At 39.9% G+C, this 22754-nt stretch carries 23 protein-coding genes; 16 read left to right on the top strand and 7 right to left on the bottom strand.

The window, feature by feature from the left end; genetic code table 11:
* Positions 1-2: 2 nt before the first annotated feature.
* From H5180_RS13415 to H5180_RS13375, 9 genes are all read left to right on the top strand, one after another.
* Complete coding sequence (locus H5180_RS13415; protein ID WP_145234657.1) at positions 3-623, top strand: MarC family protein; 621 nt, start codon at positions 3-5, stop codon at positions 621-623.
* Positions 624-727: 104 nt separating this feature from the next.
* Positions 728-1198, top strand: a complete 471-nt coding sequence (locus tag H5180_RS13410; protein WP_145234659.1) for an outer membrane lipoprotein-sorting protein — start codon at positions 728-730, stop codon at positions 1196-1198.
* Positions 1199-1373: 175 nt separating this feature from the next.
* Positions 1374-2333, top strand: a complete 960-nt coding sequence (gene dusA, locus H5180_RS13405; RefSeq protein WP_220493105.1) for a tRNA dihydrouridine(20/20a) synthase DusA — start codon at positions 1374-1376, stop codon at positions 2331-2333.
* A gap of 235 nt (positions 2334-2568) precedes the next feature.
* Positions 2569-3240, top strand: coding sequence for a PspA/IM30 family protein (locus tag H5180_RS13400; protein WP_182758376.1), 672 nt, complete (start codon positions 2569-2571; stop codon positions 3238-3240).
* An 11-nt stretch (positions 3241-3251) separates the two neighbouring features.
* Positions 3252-3458, top strand: a complete 207-nt coding sequence (locus tag H5180_RS13395; RefSeq protein ID WP_145234665.1) for a PspC domain-containing protein — start codon at positions 3252-3254, stop codon at positions 3456-3458.
* Between the two features lie 9 nt (positions 3459-3467).
* Positions 3468-3791, top strand: a complete 324-nt coding sequence (locus tag H5180_RS13390) for a hypothetical protein (protein WP_145234667.1) — start codon at positions 3468-3470, stop codon at positions 3789-3791.
* Between the two features lie 101 nt (positions 3792-3892).
* A complete protein-coding gene (locus H5180_RS13385; protein WP_182732596.1) occupies positions 3893-4411 on the top strand; it encodes a copper chaperone PCu(A)C in 519 nt (172 codons plus the stop codon).
* Positions 4412-4419: 8 nt separating this feature from the next.
* Positions 4420-5406: a DUF2333 family protein gene (locus H5180_RS13380; protein ID WP_145234671.1), complete on the top strand. Its 987-nt coding sequence runs from the start codon at positions 4420-4422 to the stop codon at positions 5404-5406.
* A 3-nt stretch (positions 5407-5409) separates the two neighbouring features.
* A complete protein-coding gene (locus H5180_RS13375) occupies positions 5410-6171 on the top strand; it encodes a TIGR04219 family outer membrane beta-barrel protein (RefSeq protein WP_145234674.1) in 762 nt (253 codons plus the stop codon).
* Between the two features lie 24 nt (positions 6172-6195).
* Here H5180_RS13375 and H5180_RS13370 read toward each other — a convergent pair whose 3' ends face one another.
* A complete protein-coding gene (locus H5180_RS13370) occupies positions 6196-7083 on the bottom strand; it encodes a TIGR03899 family protein (RefSeq protein WP_145234676.1) in 888 nt (295 codons plus the stop codon).
* Positions 7052-7582, bottom strand: a complete 531-nt coding sequence (locus H5180_RS13365; RefSeq protein WP_145234678.1) for an SRPBCC family protein — start codon at positions 7580-7582, stop codon at positions 7052-7054. The genes H5180_RS13370 and H5180_RS13365 overlap by 32 nt, the downstream gene beginning before the upstream one ends.
* Positions 7583-7822: 240 nt before the next feature.
* Between H5180_RS13365 and H5180_RS13360 the strand changes: the two genes are divergently transcribed.
* Positions 7823-10018 (top strand): EAL domain-containing protein, encoded by a 2196-nt coding sequence (locus tag H5180_RS13360; protein WP_182732595.1) that lies wholly within the window; start codon positions 7823-7825, stop codon positions 10016-10018.
* Positions 10019-10112: 94 nt separating this feature from the next.
* On the top strand, positions 10113-12287 hold the full coding sequence (locus H5180_RS13355; protein WP_145234682.1) for a YgiQ family radical SAM protein: 2175 nt from the start codon (positions 10113-10115) through the stop codon (positions 12285-12287).
* 55 nt (positions 12288-12342) lie between these two features.
* On the opposite strand, the gene H5180_RS13350 is transcribed toward H5180_RS13355, so the two are convergent.
* The 3 genes from H5180_RS13350 to coaBC all read right to left on the bottom strand — a co-directional run bounded on the left by H5180_RS13350 (position 12343) and on the right by coaBC (position 17209).
* The gene (locus tag H5180_RS13350) at positions 12343-15117 is read right to left on the bottom strand and encodes a prolyl oligopeptidase family serine peptidase (protein ID WP_182758375.1); all 2775 of its coding nucleotides are present in this window, start codon (positions 15115-15117) and stop codon (positions 12343-12345) included.
* Between the two features lie 171 nt (positions 15118-15288).
* Positions 15289-15876, bottom strand: a complete 588-nt coding sequence (gene slmA, locus H5180_RS13345; protein WP_145234700.1) for a nucleoid occlusion factor SlmA — start codon at positions 15874-15876, stop codon at positions 15289-15291.
* A 115-nt stretch (positions 15877-15991) separates the two neighbouring features.
* Positions 15992-17209 carry a bifunctional phosphopantothenoylcysteine decarboxylase/phosphopantothenate--cysteine ligase CoaBC gene (gene coaBC / locus H5180_RS13340; RefSeq protein WP_179959239.1) on the bottom strand — a complete coding sequence of 406 codons (1218 nt, stop codon included), beginning with the start codon at positions 17207-17209 and terminating at the stop codon, positions 15992-15994.
* 153 nt (positions 17210-17362) lie between these two features.
* On the opposite strand from coaBC, the gene radC reads away from it, so the two are divergent.
* From radC to rpmG, 3 genes are all read left to right on the top strand, one after another.
* On the top strand, positions 17363-18037 hold the full coding sequence (gene radC / locus H5180_RS13335) for a DNA repair protein RadC (protein ID WP_145234702.1): 675 nt from the start codon (positions 17363-17365) through the stop codon (positions 18035-18037).
* Between the two features lie 277 nt (positions 18038-18314).
* Positions 18315-18551: a 50S ribosomal protein L28 gene (gene rpmB, locus H5180_RS13330; RefSeq protein WP_004335549.1), complete on the top strand. Its 237-nt coding sequence runs from the start codon at positions 18315-18317 to the stop codon at positions 18549-18551.
* Between the two features lie 11 nt (positions 18552-18562).
* Positions 18563-18718, top strand: coding sequence for a 50S ribosomal protein L33 (gene rpmG, locus H5180_RS13325; RefSeq protein WP_004335545.1), 156 nt, complete (start codon positions 18563-18565; stop codon positions 18716-18718).
* 251 nt (positions 18719-18969) lie between these two features.
* On the opposite strand, the gene H5180_RS13320 is transcribed toward rpmG, so the two are convergent.
* On the bottom strand, positions 18970-20088 hold the full coding sequence (locus H5180_RS13320; protein ID WP_182758374.1) for a diguanylate cyclase: 1119 nt from the start codon (positions 20086-20088) through the stop codon (positions 18970-18972).
* A gap of 174 nt (positions 20089-20262) precedes the next feature.
* Positions 20263-21189: a manganese-dependent inorganic pyrophosphatase gene (locus H5180_RS13315; protein ID WP_145234704.1), complete on the bottom strand. Its 927-nt coding sequence runs from the start codon at positions 21187-21189 to the stop codon at positions 20263-20265.
* Positions 21190-21361: 172 nt separating this feature from the next.
* Here H5180_RS13315 and H5180_RS13310 point away from each other — a divergent pair, with 172 nt between their 5' ends.
* Together H5180_RS13310 and mutM are read left to right on the top strand one after the other, a co-directional pair.
* Entirely contained in the window at positions 21362-21880 is a 519-nt protein-coding gene (locus H5180_RS13310) for a hypothetical protein (RefSeq protein WP_182758373.1), read from the top strand.
* Position 21881: 1 nt separating this feature from the next.
* Entirely contained in the window at positions 21882-22691 is an 810-nt protein-coding gene (gene mutM / locus H5180_RS13305; protein ID WP_145234708.1) for a bifunctional DNA-formamidopyrimidine glycosylase/DNA-(apurinic or apyrimidinic site) lyase, read from the top strand.
* The last annotated feature ends 63 nt before the right edge of the window (positions 22692-22754 follow it).

The following is a 22754-nucleotide window of genomic DNA, read 5'->3' as shown; positions in this document are numbered from 1 at the left end:
CAATGAATGAATTATTAGCGGTATTTATTTTCTTTTTTGCGGTTATTGATCCAATCGGTACTGTGCCTGTTTTTATAGCCTTAACACGCGGTGATAGTGACAAATTCAAACGTAAAGTCGCGTTGAAAGCTGTTCTGGTGTCTGCTGGGGTACTATTGTTTTTTGTTGTCGCTGGGGAGCTGCTTTTAAATGCTATCAATATCCCCTTGTCAGCGTTTCAAATCGCAGGTGGTATCGTGTTATTGCTGTTCGCTTTGTCTATGATCTTTGGTGAAAGTAAACCAGAAATGGAAATTAAAAGTGTACGTGATAGCACTGAAACGGCCATTTTCCCTTTAGCTATTCCATCAATCGCCAGTCCAGGTGCGATGCTTGGCGCTGTTTTGATGACTCGTAACACTGAATACACGTGGGTTGAGCAGTTAATTACTTCATCAATGATGTTAGCTGTTCTTGTTGTGGTACTTGTGCTGTTACTGTTGGCAACCCATGTTCACAAATTAATTGGTGACAGCGGTGCGAGTATCATCAGCCGGATCATGGGTTTGATCCTTTCATCAGTTGCCGTGACAAATATACTCGACGGGATAGCCCACTATTTTGGCTTACAAGTATTTACATAAAGGCTGTGTATTGCTGTTAAATAGCTATTGTCATATAAAATTTTGAATTGTTGCTTAGAATTATCTAGATTAAATATAACGTAATAAAATTTAAGGAATGAAAAATGTTATTAAAAAAGATTATTTTATGCGGTTTTCTTGTTTTGGGATTAACGGCCTGCGTTGAACCGCCTCAAAGCGAAATGAAGGTTATTCAAGTTACTGACTATGATTTTAGCCATAATGACAATCATGCTGTTACCGTATATTTCGGTCATACGGGAGGAGATCATTACACCGTTACTTTATTACGAGACGAAATTAAAGAGGGAGTGTTTATTGAATCTTCCGCTAAAAATGCGCCTAATTTAGTGTTTGATGCCAGTTGGGCTGGTGAATATTATGTGCAGTCAGCTAAGCATGATACTCATTCATCTTTAAAAATACTTGAGCTAAATAGCGAAGCTAAAGTTGCTAAATTTGAAGTCGCAGCTCGTTTGGTTAACCCCAAGCAAAAAAATGATTATATAAGCTTAGAAAAAACCACCATTACAGTGCAAGGCCAGCAATTTGATAATCTAACAAAATCGTTTTAAGTATATTATCTAAAGCGCAGCATACATTTTTGTTGCTGCGTTAAACAACTCAATCTCTGCTACCGACAAACAACAACTTGCTTACGATTGAAGCTCGGCTTTGATTTGTGTAAAATATAGTGCCTTCCAATGAGGGAATAACCCTTATACTTATATATCATCTGAGGATTTTACTTTGAATAGACGTTTTTCTGTGGCACCCATGCTTGATTGGACAGACCGCCATTGCCGTACTTTTCATCGTAAAATGACCAAGCATGCGGTGCTTTACACCGAAATGGTAACAACCGGTGCAATTTTATTTGGGCGTGGTGATTATCTACACTTTAATACACATGAAAACCCCGTTGCTTTGCAATTAGGTGGCTCTGATCCTGAAGCTTTGGCAAAGTGTGCAAAACTGGCTGCTGAACGTGGTTATGATGAAGTAAACCTGAATGTTGGTTGCCCTTCGGATCGAGTGCAAAATGGCCGCTTTGGTGCGTGTTTAATGGGCGAGCCGCAGCTTGTTGCTGATTGTATTGCAGCAATGAAGGCGGAGGTTACTATTCCTGTTACGGTGAAAACACGCATTGGTATTGATGAGCAGGATTCATATGATTTTTTATGTGCGCTGATCGAAGCGAGTCATAAGGTTGGCTGTGATGACTTTATTATTCACGCTCGTAAAGCATGGCTAAAGGGATTAAGTCCGAAAGAAAACCGTGAAGTTCCACCGCTTGATTATCCGCGTGTTTATCAACTGAAAAAAGATTACCCACAACTTGATTTAAGCTTAAATGGTGGGGTTAATACCATCGCTGATAGTCTTGTTCATTTAGCGCATCTTGATGGCGTTATGATCGGTCGTGAAGCGTATAGTAATCCATTTATATTAAGTGAAGTGGACGAGAAAATTTACGGTGATACTGCGTGTACATTATCCCGTCATGACGTGGTGCGTTCAATGTATGGTTATATTGAAGATGAAATGCGCCAAGGCGCTAACTTTTGGCATATAGCTCGCCATATGTTGGGTATTTTCCAAGGCCAACCAGGGGCGCGAGGATTTAGACGTCATTTATCTGAAAACGGCCATGGTAAGCAAGCCGATTTATCAGTGATGGATAAAGCATTAAGTTTTGTGCCTGAATAGCTGAAATTTTAATCTTGAAAGCCACTTTTTAGTGGCTTTTTTTGATCCTAAAATTTAGTCAAAATATCACTTTTTTAGTTAATTTAACGTATTTTAATTCAGCTAAACGTCACTTTTAAATTGATGTTATCTTTCTATCCTATTGTTATTTATTGTTTTAGTTGTTTTTCTAACGACATGGCATAAGTCTTGGAATCTCCTTGGTGTAATCACCCATAATCAACAGGAGAAAATCATGGGCCTAATGAATCGTGTTAATGATCTAATTCAATCAAACTTGGTCGCTGTGCTTGATAAGGCAGAGGAGCCAGCAAAACTACTTAATTTACTTATTATCGAGATGCAACAAGCTCTGAATGAGTGCCGTACTACTGCTGCAGCGATTTTGTGTGAAGAAAAAGCATTGAAACGCCAGCAAAGCGATAAGTTAACATCCATAGCACAATGGCAAGAAAAAGCCGAAATAGCCGTCAGTAAAGGCCGAGATGATTTAGCTACAGCCGCATTAAAAGAAAAGCAGCGTGTAGCCGCTGATATGGCAGCTGTTGAACCTGAGCTCGTTAAATTAACCGATTCAATGGCCAAGTTAGCTGACGATGCACAGCGTTTACAAGACAAACTTAGTGCTGCCAAAGCAAAGCGGCAGAGCTTAACTCAGGTGCATAGTGTTTTAAATGCACGAGTACGTGTTAATCAACAGTTACATAGCGATAAAGTGGCACATGCACTGTCGCGTTTTGATGTGATTGAGCGCCGAGTTGAGTCAATTGAATCACAAGTGGAAGCATACGAAATGGCTGCAGCTAATCAATCAGACACGGCAATGCAAATTGATGCGCTTGTTAAAGACGAAGCCTTGGATAAAGAGCTTGCAGCACTTAAAGCTAAAGTAAAACAGTCGGCTTAGGAGTTATAAAAATGAATACATTTAATAACAATACTCAATGGAGTAAAGATCCATTAAATAAAAAAATATCGGGAGTATGTAGTGGCTTAGCGCGTCGGTTTGACTTTCCGATTTGGGCAACTCGATTAGCAACTATTGTACTGTTTATTCAGTTCCCACTATTTATAGGTGCGGGTTATTTAATTGCACATTGTTGTTTAGACAACAAGGTTTATTAGGAGAGCGCCATGAAAATTATTGCACTGTGTCTGCTAGCAGCATTGTTTATCGCTTCTAGTCCATTTGAGATAATGCAGTTTGACTCATGGCAGCTCCCTTTGTGGATTGCTGACTTGAGTTGGGTTGGCATTGAATTATTTGGTGCATTAGTCGCTGTGGTGGTCGTTATTGCCATTATTGCGCTGGTTAGTGTTGGTTTGATTGGCGCAGGTCTAATAATAGGAGTCGGCGTGATGCTGGCTTTGTTGTTTGGTTCTGTGATGATCGCATGGCCGCTACTGCTGATTGTTTTTCTGTGTTGGTTAGTCGCGGATAATAAAAAGGTCGCATAGCTTGCCACACAGAGGTTACCTTAAATGCTAATTTAGCTGACTATTTTTTCGCAAATATGCTAAATTTAGCACTTAAAGTGATTATTATAACAAGGATCGAAATGACTCTTAAGCCATTACTAACTATCTTCACAGCGGCTTTTTTAGCTGTAGGCCTATACTCTCCAGTGCTATTTGCCCATGCAGAGCATCAACATGATACAGCAAGTGATATTGTAGTTAGCAATGCCCAAGTAAGGATTTTTTTACCTGGCAGTCAATCTAGTGTTGGTTATTTAAAGCTTGTTAATCATGGTGATGCAGCAGTGACATTAACTAAGGCTAGCCTTGAGAGCTTAGGACGAGTTGAAGTACATGAACATCAGCATGTTAATGGTATGATGAAAATGCAAAAAGTAGATGCGTTAGAGATCAAAGCACATCAACAGCTAGATTTTAAACCAGGCAGTTATCATTTAATGGTTTTTGAACCAAAAGAGCCGTTAAAAATAGGGCAAGAGCTCAAACTCACGCTATATTTTAGCAATGGAGATCGTGTATTTACTCAAGCTACCGTGGTTTCATTAGAAAGCCAAGTTGAGCAAGTATCACAATCTGAACAGCACCATACACATCACTAGGAGATTAAATGTCACAACATAAAGGGAAAATTATAGCAGGGCTAATATTAGTTTTTATTTTATTTTATGCCGTATCTGTGTATTGGAGTGTTGAGCCAAGCCGCGTAAATGTGATCACGCAAGCTAAACAGGATGCGCAGCAGCGTGGCGAAAAACTAGTAACAGGTTACACAACAACTACGGCTTTGATTAATGTTGCCAGCACATTATTGAATAAACCTGGTGGCTATTTATCAAATGATGTAATACCTCCGAGTATTCTTATGGATAATATGCCTGCTTGGGAATATGGCGCATTAGAAATGACGCGCGATTTGGCGCTATCAATGCGTAAAGACTTTAGCCGTTCTCAGTCGCAATCGACCGAACATGAAGCTCTAAAAAAAGCCCAGCCCCAATTTAATATTAGTTCAGAAGCATGGGCGTGGCCAAGTGCCGAGAGTGAATACCAAAAAGGCATTGATTTATTAATTGTGTATCGTACTCAAATCGCTGACCAAAACAGCCGTGACAGTCAGTTTTATGCGCGGGCAGATAACCTACGAGGCTGGTTAAAAGAAGCCGAAAAACGCCTTGGTAGTTTAAGTCAGCGGTTAAGTGCCAGTGTTGGTCAAGATCGGTTAAATACTGATTTAGCCGGTGACAAAGAAGCACATCAAGCGACTTATGCACCATTACAAAATCAGATAAAAACCTCTTGGTGGGAAATAGATGACGTGTTTTATGAGTCACGCGGTGCAACTTGGGCTTTATTACATTTTTTGCAAGCGGTAGAATATGACTTTGCTGATGTATTAGAGAAAAAGAATGCACGTGTGAGCTTACAACAAATTATACGTGAGCTTGAAGCAACCCAAGAGACTGTTTGGAGTCCGGTGATTTTAAATGGTAATGGTTTTGGTTTTGTTGCTAATCATTCATTAGTAATGGCAAATTATATTTCACGAGCCAATGCGGCTCTTATTGAACTTAGCGAACTTTTAGCGCAAGGATAACACATGAAAAAGTACTGTTTAGCCGCTGCCCTTTCGATGGCATTTTTGGCTCCAGCGGCTCACGCTGACACCCTTTTAGGTTTATATGTTGGTGTTGATGGCTGGCAATCTGATAATTCAGGTAGCTTTTCAGATAGCGGTAATATGCAAGACTTTAATTTTGAAGATGAAACCTTCATCAGCTACTACGCAGCGCTTGAGCATCCAATTCCATTAGTGCCAAATATAAAGTTAAAGTATACCGAGCTTGAGTTAAATGGCTCAACCTTGCTTAATGAGACGTTTGAGTTTGGTGGTACTTCATTTACAACCAATACCACAGCAACTACGATCAGCGACTTATCACACGTTGATTATATTTTATACTATGAGATATTTGATAATGACTTATTATCTATCGATTTAGGTGTAAATGCTAAGCAGTTTGATGGCGATATTGTTGTTACTGGTACAGCAAATGGTAAAGCAACAACAGAAACTGTGGATTTTTCAGGTTTTGTGCCATTAGTTTATGGTCGTGCTGAGGTAGGCTTACCGTTAACGGGTTTAAGTGTTTTCTTTGAAGGTAGCTTACTTGCTATCGATGATAGTAAAGTACAAGACTACCAAGCGGGTATTGCATGGGCTTTACTTGATAACTTAGCGGTAGATTTAGATATCAAAGCGGGTTACCGTCAAATGACGCTAGAGCTTGATGATATTGATAATCTATATACTAATATTGATGCATCAGGTCCATTTGCAGGCATACAAATTCACTTCTAATTTGTTTGCTTTGGCGTGGTACCGTTATTTAATTGCGTGCCACGCTACTTCAAACTCTTCCTCAAGTGCACTGCTTAACAATTGCTTATAAGCCTTATTAACTGGCGTGTTAATCAATTTTCTAAGTTCATCACCCGTTTGCGTAAATTTATAGTAACTGAGCACTAAATCGTTATTTTTTGGTTTGAGTACGACCCGTTGGGTTAAAAATGTCAGATTCATTTCTTGGCCAGCCTTAAGCGCTGCAGATTCAATTTCTTTACGGTAGATTAGGCCAATATCCATCAAAGTTAATACATCAGGAAAACTGATCCCAGCTTTACCTAAGTTAAACGATACTTTATTGCCTTTGCGTAGCAAATCAAATAGCGAAGGTTTTTTATAAAAGCCTAATAAAATTAAATGGCTATTATCTTTTTCATTATAGCCACAAATTGCGGTACATTTTTGTAGTGCATCCGCTTCGCGCTGGGTCATCTGCTTAAGTGTTTGTAAGCTTTTAATTGAAAATGTTCCCGGTGATACAGTTTCTCCCGCTAAAATTTTTGCCCACAGTTTTTGCATTGATTCGTTTGAAGTATCTTCACATAGTGCAATAAAGCGTTCGACCCAATCACTGTCAGGTTGCCCTTTACTAGTTACGTCGGGGCAAAAATCCATAGCCATAGCCATAATCGCTTCAATATTTTGTTGTTGTTTGATAAGTAGTAATTGTTGGCGATGTTGGGCTCTATTGAGCGTTGAGTTATCACTATTGACTTGATAGGGCAGTTTACTTTGCCCTTGTGGACCATAACTATCATCACTGGCACTGGTAAGGCGAGTCGAACTGGTTTTACTCATCGAGTAACCTAGTTTAATTTCAATTATATGAGCAAGGTTAATTTTTGCTTGGGCTGTTTGAATCGTCATCGATCTTCTCGCTGTGTGTTGCTGTTTGCAGCTGCGCAGTAGTTTTTAAATTATTAAGTCCAAGTTTCACCGTATTTGCCAAAATATATTGGCTAAATAGCGCCAAATAGCCACCTAGAATCGAAGTAGTAACTTCGCCATCTAGTGAGCATGTTACTTGATTTCCATTAGCTAGAGGTGAAAAAGAGATCACACCTTTAATAATATGTTCTTCATTAAAGAGAATATTAAAATTGATTTTAGTGCTGCTTATATTGGTAATCGTCATTTCACCTACTCCCCAGCTACTTTGCCAAAACTGATGAGCACCCACGCCAGAACTAGGCTCTCCAATAGTGAAAACAATACTTGGATCTACTTTTTGCCAAGGTGACCAGCTAGTCCACTTGGTAAAATCACTAAGCAACGGGGTGATATCTGTTTGCGGAGCATGAATTTTAATGCTCTTTTGGACTTGGTATTGTTGTGGTAATAGCAGTCCAATTACCAGTAAAATCAAAGTAATCAGAAAAATAAATTTAGTAATTCTGGGTAAAATATTAATGGCTGTTCCTTAAATTATAAATTCTACTATCGCACAGCAAGGTGCTGAATATCGACTATAATCTGTAAACCAATATTCATTAATCATCGACATTAATACTGTATCATAAGTTAAATAGTGATAACTTATTAGTCAATAATGAATTGTCTTAATATTAAATGATGGCGCGCAATATTTGAATTTAAAGGATTTGGAATGACGTCAGAACACAATGATTTTTTGTTTTTCAACCATGAAGACGAGCCTCATGAAGAAGTTGCGCCCAAAGATTACTGGGATGTTCTGATAGTTGATGATGATCCTGAAATTCACACTGTAACAGAACTAGCGCTCTCAGGCGTTGAGTTTTGGGGAAGAACACTGCGTTTTCATCATGCTTATTCTGGCGCTGAAGCAGTTGAAGTGTTAGCTAATACTAATAATGTGTCGGTATTACTGTTAGATGTAGTCATGGAATCCGATGATGCAGGCTTAAAAGTAGTTAAAGAGGTACGCGATACGCTGAAAAACCATAACGTACGAATTATCTTACGAACGGGTCAGCCCGGATATGCGCCTGAAGAGCGAGTGATCCGAGAATATGATATCAATGATTATAAAACTAAAACCGAACTTACCCGCAGTAAGCTAGTTACCTCGTTAGTTACAGCTATTCGCTCATACGAACAAGTTTGCCAACTTGAATATCAAAGCAAAGCGTTAAATAATATTCTGTTAGCCTCAAAGGCTATTTTAGGTTTTACCGACATTAAAGCATTTACTATGGCGGTGATTAAGCAGCTCTCGGTAATTTTAGATTGTGCGCCAAGGGGGGTTGTGTGTGGCAGTCTGGATGATAGCTATCAGGTTCAAGTGTTGGGTGGTTGTGCTGAATTTAGTGCTTTTATTGGCCAAGGTGTAGAACAACTTGATGATGGGCGGATTATTTTGCAAGTGCAAAATTGTTTTGAGTTTGGCGAACATCAGCACACTGAGCACGACACTACGTTTTTATTGAAAAGTAAAAATCGTCAGGCTGCTATTTACTTAGAGTACGTTAGCCAACCAAGCTTAACACAATTGCAATTTGCTGAAATTTTCTTAACAAACGTCAGTGTAGGCTTAGATAACGTCAGACTTTTTAATAAACTCAGAGATGCAGCCTACAAAGATGTGTTAACAGGTCTTGCCAATAGAACTGATTTTATTGAACAAATTGAAAAGTATCATCGGTTAAATAGTAACGAGTATATATTTATTCTAATTGATGTCGCACATTTCTCAGACATCAACAATGGCCTGGGTCAAGAGGTGGGTAATCACTTGCTTACTTCAATCGTTGAACGGCTCAAGCAAGAATACCCAAACGCTAAATTACTGTCACGGATTGGTGCAGATGTATTTGGTTTTTTAATTGAGCGCGATGGATTTGATTTAAACGAATTAAGTGAAAATTTAAGTTTGCCGTTTGCAGCAGCAGAGCATTTGTTACCGGTTAATTTTAAAATTGGTTTGTGCGAGCAACAGGACTTTCAAACCACAGGTATTGAAACACTTAAGCTTGCGTATATCGCACTCAATCACGCTAAAAAAGGTAATCAGGGGAATGCTGTTTGTTACACTCCCGATATGGAAGAGCAAATGGCTTGGCGATTAGGGATTATTCGCCAGCTTCGCCAAGACTTTGAAAATAATAAATTGGAAGTCTGGTATCAACCGCAATTGGCGTTTAGTGATTTGTCATTAAAAGGCTGCGAAGCATTACTACGTTGGCCGTCGGGACAAGGTAACTATATTTCCCCCGCGGTTTTTGTGCCACTTGCTGAAGATGCAGGGCTAATTGTTGAGATTGGTCAATGGGTATTGGATCAGGCTTGTCAGCAGCAAAAACGTCTTGAGGCTCAAGGTGTTGAAATTTGTATTGCGGTCAATGTGTCGGTACCGCAATTTAAGGTTAAAGGCTACGCACAACAAGTCAAAGATACTTTGCGAAAATATCAGGTCAACCCAAAAAATATTGAATTAGAAGTTACCGAAAGTGTGGTGATGGATGATCTCTCGATGGTGATTGAAACACTGCAAGATCTAAAAGAGTTTGGTATTGAAGTGGCGATAGATGATTTTGGCACTGGTTTTTCATCACTGAGTTATTTGCAAAAGTTACCGTTGGATAGGTTGAAAATAGATCGTGCATTTGTCAAAGACTTACCCGAAAAAGACAGCGGCGCAATTGCCAAGCTGGTTATAGCTCTTGGCGCGCAGCTCGGATTAAAAACGATTGCAGAAGGTGTTGAAACACAAGCACAAGCTGATTTTCTTAAGCAATTGGGTTGTGATGAAGTGCAAGGTTTTATGTACGCTAAACCGATGCCTGAAGTTGAGCTTATTCAATATATTGAAAGTAAAAAATAATATTATGTTTGATGCCAGTGTAAATAGCTAATATCGCTTGGTGATTAATTCGGGTATACTTTGCGACCTTTTTTAAAGCAATTGGTTACTTTATATGAGCGCACTTAAAGCCAAGCGAGCGTTATTCTCATACCCTAAATATTGGGCTGAGTGTTACGGCACAGCACCATTTTTACCAACTACACGCGAAGAGATGGATGCCCTTGGCTGGGATAGCTGCGATATCATCATTATCAGTGGTGATGCTTATGTAGATCACCCTAGCTTTGGTATGGCGGTAATTGGTCGTGTACTTGAAGCACAAGGTTTTAGGGTCGGTATTATCGCTCAGCCAGAATGGGATTCGAAAGATGCCTTTATGGCACTTGGTAAGCCTAACTTATTTTTTGGTGTGACTGCCGGTAACATGGACTCGATGATCAACCGCTATACGGCTGAAAAGCGTATGCGCCATGATGATGCCTACACGCCCGGTAATGTGGGTGGCAAGCGTCCTGATCGTGCGGTGATGATTTACTCACAACGATGCCGCGAAGCCTACAAAGGTGTGCCAATTGTAATAGGTGGTATCGAAGCCAGCTTACGTCGAATTGCCCATTATGATTACTGGCAAGAAAAAGTTCGCCGTAGTATTTTATTTGATGCCAAAGCCGATATTCTTATTTACGGTAATGCTGAGCGACCATTAATAGAAGTTGCTCATCGTATTGCCGCCGGCGAAACGATGGATACCATTCAAGATATCCGTGGTACGGCGGTTATTCGTAAAGAGCCATTACCGGGCTGGCGTGGTAGTGATTCCACCGCGATTGATAAAATTGGTAAAATTGACCCAATTCCAAACCCATATGGTGCGGATGATGTGGGTTGTAGCAAAAGCGAATTTAAAAAAGCGGGTATTGATTTACAAGCTGAAGCGGCAAAACCAATTACCATTCAGCCAGCGCGTCCTAAACCTTGGGAAAAAACCTACGTTAAGCTACCTGCGTTTGAGCAAGTGAGTGTTAATAAACCACTGTACGCTCATGCATCACGTATTTTACATCAAGAAACGAACCCAGGTTGTGCTCGAGCGTTATTCCAACGCCATGGCGATCGCTCTATTTGGGTTAACCCACCTGCGTATCCGCTTGAAACACATGAAATGGATGCGGTGTTTGGGTTGCCTTATCAGCGTGTTCCGCATCCAAGTTATGGTACTGCAAAAATCCCCGCTTACGACATGATCAAAACCTCAGTTAATATTATGCGAGGTTGTTTTGGTGGCTGTAGTTTCTGTTCAATTACTGAGCATGAAGGACGGATAATTCAAAGTCGTTCACAAGAATCGATTATTGAAGAAATCGAACAAATTCGTGACAAAGTACCAGGGTTTACTGGGGTTATTTCGGACCTTGGTGGGCCAACTGCAAACATGTATAAACTGCGTTGTAAGAGCAAAAAAGCTGAGAGTACCTGCCGACGTTTATCGTGTGTGTATCCTGATATTTGTAAGCATATGGATACCGACCATACACCGACTATCGAGTTGTATAAAAAGGCCCGTGAAGTTAAGGGGATTAAAAAAATCCTAATAGCCTCTGGTGTTCGCTACGATTTAGCTGTGCAAGACCCTCGTTACGTCAAAGAACTCGTAACCCATCATGTTGGCGGTTATTTAAAGATAGCGCCTGAGCATACCGAAGACGGGCCATTATCTAAGATGATGAAACCAGGCATGGGCGCATATGATCAGTTTAAAGAGCTTTTTGATAAATATTCAAAAGAAGCAGGGAAAAAGCAGTACCTGATCCCTTATTTTATTTCTGCGCATCCTGGCACTAAAGACGAAGACATGGTGAACATGGCGTTGTGGTTAAAGTCGAACGATTTTAAACTAGATCAAGTGCAAAATTTTTATCCGTCACCAATGGCTAATGCCACCACGATTTATCACACTGGGATGAACTCGCTGCGTAATATTAAAAATAATACTGAGCAAGTGCCGGTGCCAAAAGGCGCGCGTCAACGTCGTTTACATAAAGCTATATTGCGTTATCACGATCCAGCAGGTTGGCCGATGATCCGTGAAGCACTGCGTAGTATGGGCAAAGCCAAGTTGATTGGTAAAGGTCCAAACTGCTTAGTGCCAGAAGAAACCCGTGACGAAAAATCGCTTAAAGCAGGTAAAGGCGGGCGTCCAGCGCTTAGCCGCCACACCGGATTTAGCCAGTTTAAAAAAGCCAATACCAAACCTAAGGTTGGCGGTAATCGTCAGCGGGCTAGGTAGTTTTAGGTAAATAAAAAACGCCCAGCATTTGCTGGGCGTTTTAGTTTATGGCTGCTTATTCTTCAATGAAAGCTTCGCCTTCGGTCATCCACTTAGCGGCAGGCTTGCCTTTTAAGTAGTGATCAAAGTACTGCATCATCCGAATTGAAAAATCCACTTGGTTAGGGAATTTCTTTAAGTGGTGTGGTTCACCTTCATACTGCAAAAACGTCGCATCTTTGCCTGCACGGCGCAGCGCTAAATAATACTGTACGCCTTCGTGCCATGGTACAGCATCATCTTTATCACCAAACATAATTAAGATTGGTGTATTTACTTTATCAGCGAAGAATACCGGTGAGTTTTCGATGTAAAGCTCTGGCGCTTCAAACAAGGTTTTACCAATACGGCTTTGCCCAGTTTCATATTGGAACTGACGCGCTAATCCTGATTTTAAGCGAATACCGCTGTAAGCGCTGGTCATGTTTGATACGGGCGCACCCGATACTACCGCTTTGAACATATCAGTTTGGGTGATCATAAAGGCACTTTGATAGCCCGCCCATGAATGCCCTTGTAAGCCAATTTTATCAGGGTCAGCGATACCTAAATCAATCAGCTTTTGGGTGGCGTTGATCATGGTTTGCGTTGATGATTTACCTGGGTGACCAATTTCAAAGCGTATATCAGGTAAGAAAATCGCGTAACCGTTCGAAGTAAACATTGGGAAGTTAGGGCGATGGTTTAATTCCATTTTAGGGAAATCAAACATGCGTTGACTCATATAACGGTAAAAGTACACCACCACTGGCACTTTATCGCCCTTTTTATAGCCTGCAGGCTTTATCAATACGCCTTGCAAGTCTTCGCCATCGAAGCCTTTATAGCTAATTAGCTCCGGTTTTTTCCCCCACGCAAAGTCGTTAACTTGTGGGTTTAAGTTAGTAACGCGTTGTGGCTTTTTAAAGCTAAAATCAGCTTGATAAAAATCAGGGAACTGCTGATAAGTTTGCTCAGTGAATAGGTATTTATCGGCATTTTTAGCTTTTTTTACCACGTCAAAACGTTTTTTACCGCTTAATACTTTGCTGATCGAGTTATCAGCAAGATTGAATTTTGCTATTTCAGTTTGCTTTTGCTGTAAGTTTGTAGCACTTAGCAACAATGTATCTTCTTTTTTAAAGCCAACTTGGTCTTTATCAAGTTTGATGACTCGATATTGCGTGTTGTTTTCTTTGCCTTGTGTAAGGCGTGTGGCTTTGAGGGTTTTAACGTCAAATGCCCAGATATCGTATTTGCTATATACCAGCACTTGGCTACTATCAGTTAACCAACCGGCAAAACCATAACCCGGTTGAGTTGAAGGGTAATCGTGCTGATCATCAGCGAACGTTGCTTTAATCGCTGTTGTTAAGGTACTGACTTTATTGTTACCTAAGTCTTTGAGTTGCACTTGGCTATTTTCAAAGTAAGCTGCAAATTGTCCACTGGGTGATAGGCTAGGCCTAAACGGGTAATCACTGATAATTGCTTTACGCTCACCATTTTGCACATTGACTGCATAGTAGTCAGCAAAAAAACCGCCATACATAATACGTTTAAGATAGGGTAAATTTGAAGAACCAAGTAACGCAGTGCGATTATTGGTATTGAGTGCCACATCTGGCATGTCAGTGTTACTTAGTTGCGCAACTTGTTTGCCATTAAGATGGTAAACGGCTTGATAATGACGATTTTTATTGCTCTCGTTCCATTGCAGCTCTTCGCGGGGTTTAATTTCGGCATCGTTGTTATGCCAAACGTGAAGGCCTTTTTGGTCGCGTATCGTATCGTAATCAAATAACGAGGCTTTATCTGTGTATTTCTTTTCTTTAATTTTTTCCGCTAACTTAGGGTGATTTTCAAAGTACAGGCGTTCACCGTCTTCAGACCAGCTCAATTTTGCTGTTTTACCAATAGTCCAATCTTTTTCAGGGGAAGCAATATTTGTAAGCTGTTCGTTTTGCCACAGTTTTAGCTGATGATCGCGACGGCGCATATCGTCATTTACATAATTACCCAGTGTAAATGCGGCAATATTCTTAGTTGGATGCCATACTATTTTGTTTGCCACCACGCCTGGTTCATCAATTAATACACTCGTATCAAATGTTTGGTTTAATGTAATTAATGCTACTTGGTTATCGTTACCGTCAGGATAGCTTTGGCTGACCAGAAGCTCGCTGCCAAATGTATTGATTGCGTAACTAAATACGCTATTTACTGTATGAGTTGTTTTATCTTTTAAATTTACAACGATGAGCTCAAATGCTTTGTCTTTCTTATCTGGTTTGATTTCACTGGTTTTAGCGGTGTTTTTTGTGTCATCAATATCTTTATTATCAGCGTCTTTATCTGCTTTTTCATCAAAGCGATAAGCTAACCAGTTACCATCATCAGAGAGCTGGTAATCTTTTACGTTCTCAAAAACGTGTTGTTCCCCCGTTATTGTATTAACGAGTACTAGATTGTTTTTTAAGGTGTCTTTCTTTTTTGTGGTTTCTTTTTCAAGCAAAGTAGGGACTTGGGTGAATGCTACCCAGTTAGCTGCTTTGTTGATCTGAGGTTTAGTGCCGCGCTCAATTTCTGCAAGTAATTTATTATTGTTTAAGGTATAGACTTGGCCTGTTGCATCGCCACGGTATGGGGTTGCACTAAAGCTCAGTACTTCACCATTTTCAGATAATTGCGTTGTTTTAGCTGCTTTGAAATCGAATACATCTTTAAATTGTAGCGGCTCTTTTGCTGATGCCGTGGCACTGCCAAGGCTTGCAACCAGTGCTACGCTGAGTAGGGAAAGTTGTGCTTTCATTGTTACTTCTCGTTTTGTTTCATCTGTATCATCATAACGAGTTTGTTCAACAATTCGAGTAGAAACGATAAGCGGTCGAAAATAAAGGTTGAAAGTAACATTTATAAAAAAACCTTGTAGGAAAACCGACAAGGTTGATGATTTTAGGAGCTAGGAGCTAGGAGCTAGGAGTTAAAGCCATATTTTTTGTAATTCTAACCACTGTTTTTCAAATTGCGCGCTAGGTTTTGCTTTAAAGTCACTGCGGACAAATTGGTTCATCTTGCCTTCAATGTAGGCAAGTAAAAAGTTGGCAATGGTTAACTCATCACTTTGAAAGGTTTTACCTTCGCGAAGTTTGCGCTCGCGTAGTACTTGTTTTAGTTGTGTTTCAAGCTTTTCAAACAAGCTTTGTACACGCTCACGCAAGCGTTCTTGCTCACCTTGCAAGGCGTCGCCGGTCAAAATACGAGTGATCCCCGGATTTTTCTCAGCAAATGCCAGTAGTAGCAATAAAATATTATAGATACGGCTTTGAGTTTCTTTTTCGTTTTCAAGAATGAGATTTATGCGCGACAACAAAGTGTCTTCAATAAACTCTATTAAGCCTTCAAACATCCGTGCTTTACTCGGGAAATGACGATAAAGCGCAGCTTCAGAAACGCCTACCTCAGCAGCTAATTTTGCTGTGGTGATACGTTGACCTGGGCTGGTTTCTAACATTTGTGCGAGTGCTTGTAGTATTTGCTCTTTGCGATTACTTCTTTTTGTCGCAGGCATGAACATTCCTTTCTTTATAATTATTTACTTAGCTTTTGGCGGCTACTTATCACTCACTTTTTGAGCAAGCGATAAGGGCTATGTTAATGTTTTATTCAGTTTCTTTCCAGCCTTTTTACAATCGTTTAGCAAGCTCACTCATTACACTCAGTGCTAATGCGCTTTTGGTATCGACGGGCAGTTCTTTTTGTTCATTATGCCAGAACAGTGTTAAAGCATTATGATCTGAATTAAAACCAAGGCCGGTTTGTGATACATCGTTAGCGCAGATCATATCGAGGTTTTTATTGCTGAGTTTGCCTTTCGCATAGCTTGCGACATCTTGAGTTTCTGCGGCAAAGCCAACTGTATATGGGCGACCCTCTGTAAGGCTAGCAACTGCGGCAATTACATCAGGATTTTTAACTAAAGTGAGTGTCAGTTCATCGCCTTGTTTTTTCATTTTTTGCTCGGCAATCGCTGCGGCGCGATAATCGGCAACCGCGGCGCAACCAATAAAAGCATCCGACTTTGGAGCAAAAATAAGCGATTGTTCAAGTAGTTGCTCAGCGGTCTCAATGTTAATTAGGTTAACACCTGGTGGTGGCGCAATTGTTACCGGACCTGAAATCAGGTTAACCGTTGCTCCTAAACTAACTGCCGCATGTGCAAGCCCAAAGCCCATTTTCCCAGAGCTGTGATTTGATATAAAACGCACCGGATCAAGTGGCTCACGAGTTGGCCCTGCGGTGATTGTAATTGTTTTACCAGCTAGTAGTTGCGGTTGCGAAGGTTGCGTGCAAAGTGCCACTAACTGATGTGGTTCAAGCATTCGCCCTGCACCTACATCACCACATGCTTGTTCACCCTTACCTGGGCCCCAAATTGCAATGCCACGCTGTTTTAAAGTTGCTAGGTTAGCTTGAGTTGCTGGGTGGGCATACATTTGTTGATTCATTGCAGGCGCCACTGCTACTTTTGCGGGGGTTGCCAGCAATAGAGTGGTGAGTAAATCATCTGCAATGCCGACTGCCATTTTTGCGATGATATTAGATGTGGCAGGAGCGACTAATATTAAATCAGCCCATTTAGCAAATTCAATATGGCCCATAGCGGCTTCAGCAGATGGATCGAGCAAAGAGTCTGAGACCATTTCACCACTTACGGCCTGCATGGTAAGCGGAGTAATAAAGTGCTTAGCTGACTCAGTCATCACCACTTTTACATCACAACCATGATCTTTTAAACGTCTAACAAGTTCGGCGCATTTGTAGGCGGCAATACCACCGCTGATACCAAGTACAATTTTTTTATTTACTAATTCTGTCGCTAAATTGGTCATTAACTTTGTCATACTCTGATAAAACTGTTTGTCGATATGCGCTAACGATAGCAAATCTTTGCCTTGGGGACGAAGTTTTAATATGGAATTTATTCGCAGTTTTACAGGCGAAATTTTATTTTTGCATTACAGTTAAATTATAAATCATTTTTCAGGGACGAAATAATGCAGCTCACCTCTTTACCAAGTAGCCAGCGACCACGCGAAAAGTTATTGGCGAAAGGGGCTAAGTCGTTAAGTGATGCCGAGTTATTAGCGATATTTTTGCGAACGGGTTTACCGGGCATGAATGTAGTTGAGTTAGCACAACATTTAATGACACAAAATCAAACACTGCATAACTTATTTAATGCATCAATCGATGATTTTTGTGCACAAAAAGGACTGGGCACAGCAAAATTTGTGCAACTTCAAGCAGTACTGGAATTGAGTCGTCGTTATATGATGGAGCAATGTCAGCGCGAAGCGGTATTTAATTCACCGCAATCAGTATATGACTATTTAACGATTGAGCTGCGAGGCTTGCAGCAAGAAGTGTTTATGGTGTTGTATTTAGATAGTCAGAATCGCTTAATTAAAGAAGAAACACTTTTTTATGGCACTATTAATGCGGCATCTGTTTACCCAAGAGAAGTCGTCAAAGCGGCTTTAAAAAATAACGCTGCGGCACTTATTTTGGCTCATAATCATCCATCAGGTATTGCTGAACCAAGCCAAGCTGATAAATTAATTACCGCTAAATTGCAGCAAGCTTTGCAATTAGTCGATATAAATATTTTAGATCACATCGTTGTTGGGGGAGATAATTGTGTTTCGTTTGCAGAACGAGGCTTGATTTAAGCGTATTCAAATCACTAAGCGTGTTAAAAATGAGCTGTTTAGTGCTTATTTGCAAATTAGTTTAATTTAAATGCAGTTTTTACTTTCCCTAAGGGCATTCGATCTTTATAATTAGCCGCTATCAAATTTACACATGAGCTGGTTGGATTAGATCAATCACTTGATCTTTGCCTGTATAAGCTGTATAAAGAGCGCCCTTCGATTTATCCCTGGGGCACAAAATACATAGCCTAGGGGACAAATTAAGCTCGAGCGAAGTTATTGGAGATATATAGACATGTCTAAAGTATGTCAAGTTACAGGTAAGCGTCCTGCGGTTGGTAATCACCGTTCACACGCGAGAAACGCGACTAGACGTCGTTTCCTACCTAACCTACAAACACACCGTTTTTGGGTTGAAAGTGAAAAACGTTTTGTAACATTACGCACTACTACTAAAGGTATGCGTATTATCGATAAAAAAGGCATCGACACGGTTCTTACTGAAATCCGTGCTCGCGGCGTAAAAGTTTAAGGACCTGAGTCATGCGTGATAAGATCCGTTTAGTTTCTACAGCTGGTACTGGTTTTTTCTACACTACCGACAAGAACAAGCGTAACATGCCGGAAAAAATGGAAATCAAAAAGTTTGATCCAAAAATCCGTAAACATGTTCTTTTCAAAGAAGCTAAAATCAAGTAATTTTAGTTTTCTATGAATATCAAAAACCCAGCTTAGGCTGGGTTTTTTGTTTTTCAAATGCGTAGTTTTTCCGTTCTCGAATCACAGATTATACCAATCGTTTTAAGTTACTGACCATTTATAGCGACAGAAAAATACAGTGATAACAAGGCAGAAATTTTGACATGTAGTTGTTCTACATGAAAAATTACTAACGCAGTTAGCGCTTTATTTAGCGCGCTAGAATAGTTAAATATTTAAGTCGATTGGTATTATTCGTTTATATCATCGTCGACTAATTTTAAAAATGTGTCATAACAGGTAACATGTGCGTTGTTATCGTTGATGCAAACTAAATTTCGGCCGTGATGTTTAGCAAAGTAGAGTGCCTTATCAGCTCGCTCTAATACTTTTAAAACGCTATCATTACTCTTTTGTATAGCGGTTACCCCAAGGCTGATAGTGATAGGCATATTGGCAACTGTATTTGAGCTAATTAAACTCCTTAATTCATTCGCTTGCTTTGCTGCATCCAACAAAGCAGTGTTGAGTAATATTATTACAAACTCTTCACCACCCCAACGGGCGATTAACGCTTGCTCACCTATTTTTTGCTGCAACAGATGGGCAAACTCTTTTAATACTTTATCGCCAACTAAATGCCCGTGGGTATCATTAATTTTTTTGAAATAGTCTATATCACACATAAGTAAACAATGAGATGCTTGAAAGTGCTCGCTTTTAGTTATTAATGCCGATAACTCTGCATCAAATTTTTGTCTGTTATATAACTCAGTCAACTTGTCTGTTTCTGCTAACTTTTTAATTTCGTCATTAAGGTTAGATAAGTTTTGATACGCTAACGAACGTGTTTTTTCGTAAAATCTAAAAATTAGAATATGAGCGATACTGACTTCGATAGTGTTAAATAATGATCCTAACCCTATGGTTATTGTTTGTTGTTGCTGTGTATAAATTAAGTATGCACAAATAGAGAATGCAATTGCGCTGATGATGCTTCCCCGTTTTCTGCCTATTAAAAAAAATGCAAAAGGGGGGATAAGCGTAGCCCATAATATCGAAAATGGATTTCCGCCTACCGAAATTATAAATAATATAGCTAAGCTGCTAGCCATTAATGTAACAGCCCATGCGGTTACATTTACGTTGCCAGATTTGTGAAACCAGAAATAAATAGTTAATGAGATAACAAGTCCTAAACAGTCAATTAAGGCAAGGTCTAATTGCTCGAAATAGAAAACATTGAGTACTGTTAAAATGAAAAAGTAAGCTGTTGAAAATAATAAAAAATGGGCGATTAAACGTGCTCGCCAAAAATCTTTGTGATCCTTTGCAAATTGCGGAGACTTACTGTACCAGAACCCTAACATAAATGAATATTACCTAATTATTTATGATGTTAAGTATTACTTATTTGCAGAGTCCTGTGTAGCACAAATATTAACTGATAAGTTTTAGGTATAAAAAAACCTTGCAGGAAAAACCCACAAGGTTAATATTTTTAGCACTTAGCACTTAGCACTTAGCACCTAGCACCTAGCACGTTAGAGCTTTGCAAATGCATCTTGCAGTGGTGGTACTACTTGCTTTTTACGGCTCAGTACGCCGTCTAGCCATACTTTTCCGTCTTTGGGCGTTACACCATAAGCACTTTCAACTAGTGTTGCATCGTCAGATACGATCAGCATTTGTGAGCCTTCTTTCATGATGTCGGTAAGTAATAAGAATACCGAGTGGCGTCCACCTTCTTCTTTAAGCTTAGCAATATCAGCTTCAAGGTCTGCTTTAATATCATCAAATACCGCTAGATCGATAACTTCTAATTGACCAATACCAACTAGTTTACCGTTCATGTTGAAGTCTTTAAAATCACGCATTACTAAATCACGCGCTGGAGTATTCTCAACCGCTGACTTAACACGGAACATATCCATGCCTAATTCTTTAAAGTCTTCGATGCCGGCAATTTCAGCAAGCGCTTCAACACATTTAATATCAGCTGTGGTGCAGGTTGGTGATTTGAAAATAACCGTATCACTTAAAATTGCACACATCATGATGCCTGCAATGTCTTTTGGAATTTCAACATTGTAGAAGTCATACATCATTTTAATGATCGTGTTTGAGCAGCCAACAGGGCGGATCCAGCATTCAAGAGGTGTAGAGCTGGTTAAATCGCCTAGTTTATGGTGATCAACAACGCCAACAACGCGAGCTTGATCGATATCATCAGGTGCTTGCGTTTTTTCAGTATGGTCAACGATGTAAACATCTTCACCGGCATAACTTAATTTTAGCTCTGGTGCTTCAAAGCCGAATTTATCAAGAATAAACTGCGTTTCAGGTGATATTTCACCAAGACGAGTTGGAATTGCTGGTTCTTCGATTTGGTTTTTCAAATATGCGAGTGCGATTGCACCACAAATAGAATCTGAATCTGGGATTTTATGACCCACTACATACATTGACATGACGGAACTCCTTAAATTTTGCCGTATTTTAGCAAAGTAATTTAACTTTGACACATTCGCGTTGGTGATTTTTTGTAATATTCAGTCTTAACAGTAGTTAAAAAATTCAACTGCCATTTTTATATGTTTTTGGTTACACTTTAACTAATTGAATCTTTTAGGAAGAACTCAAATGCAGTTAGGTCGCAGGGGCTGGAATAATGTGGTTATTTTTTCCATGCTGTTGATGATTTTCTTTTTTAATGGATTACATACAAAACTCAACAGTGGTTCAGAACAATCTAGTGTGCAAAGTGTATTGCCAGCGCAAAACTTTATTTTAGCTCTAGAGTTTCCCGATCAAAAAATAGAGCGCATAGGCACTTCTTGGCGCGCCACTGCATTAATCAATAATGCACCTGCTAGTTTTTGGCAAGCAACAACAGCAAACCTTGTGGCATTAGTAAATGAATGGCAGAGCATGCAATTGTCGGTCGCTGAGAATCAGCAAGCATTCCACAATACCTCAGCTTTGACTGTAGCAACCGTATGGTTGGCAGGCGAGCAACTTCCTTGGTTGTATCAATTATATAGCGCACCACAAGGTTATTATTTATTAGATAAAAGCAACCAGCGCGTGTTATCACTTGATAAAGCAACTGCGCAGCGTTTATTCCCTAGTTTTAATTTTTCACAAAGTGAGCCTAAATAGTATGCCTGAATTACCAGAGGTTGAAGTTAGCCGAATGGGGATCACCCCACATATTTTGCAGCAAACAGTTACAAAGGTGAATATTCATAATCCGAATATGCGTTGGCCTGTGCCGGATGATGTGTACAAAATCGCTAACTTAGCTGTTTTAGCTGTTGAGCGTAGGGCAAAGTATTTGCTACTTGAGTGTGAACTGGGCAGCATTATTTTGCATTTAGGTATGTCGGGTAATTTACGAGTTGTTGAACAAAATGAGCCATTAAAAAAGCATGATCATATCGAGTTTATATTTGCCAACGGTAAAGCATTGAGACTAAATGATCCACGCCGATTTGGTTGTTGTTTATGGCAAGCGCCCGGAGAATGTCATAGCTTACTGAGCAAACTGGGCCCTGAGCCACTCACTGATGAATTTACTGCTAAGCGCGTATATGAGCAGTCACGAAATAAGAAAGTGCCAATCAAACAATTTATTATGGATAACGCTGTGGTGGTTGGTGTGGGTAATATTTACGCTAACGAGTCTCTTTTTAAGGCCGGTATTCATCCAAAACGTGAAGCAGGAAAAGTATCACAAGCGCGCTATCAGCAATTAATCCCTATTATTAAAGATACTTTGGCTGCGGCTATCACTCAAGGTGGCACGACATTAAAAGACTTTGCCCAAAGTGATGGTAAACCAGGTTACTTTGCACAACAGTTATTAGTTTATGGCCGCAAAGGTGAGCCATGTATGGTATGTAAGAAAGCATTAACAGAAATTCGTTTAGGGCAACGTAGTACAGTGTACTGTAGTCAATGCCAAAAATAAGTTAAGGCATGTTGCACTTGAGAGCTGCTATTTGCAGCACTGGGAACAACACGCCTGAGGTAT

Source organism: Pseudoalteromonas sp. SR41-4, assembly GCF_014163985.1.
GTDB lineage: Bacteria > Pseudomonadota > Gammaproteobacteria > Enterobacterales > Alteromonadaceae > Pseudoalteromonas > Pseudoalteromonas rhizosphaerae.
The sequence above is the reverse complement of the archived record's forward strand: the minus strand, read 5'-3'. Positions and strand labels throughout refer to the sequence as shown.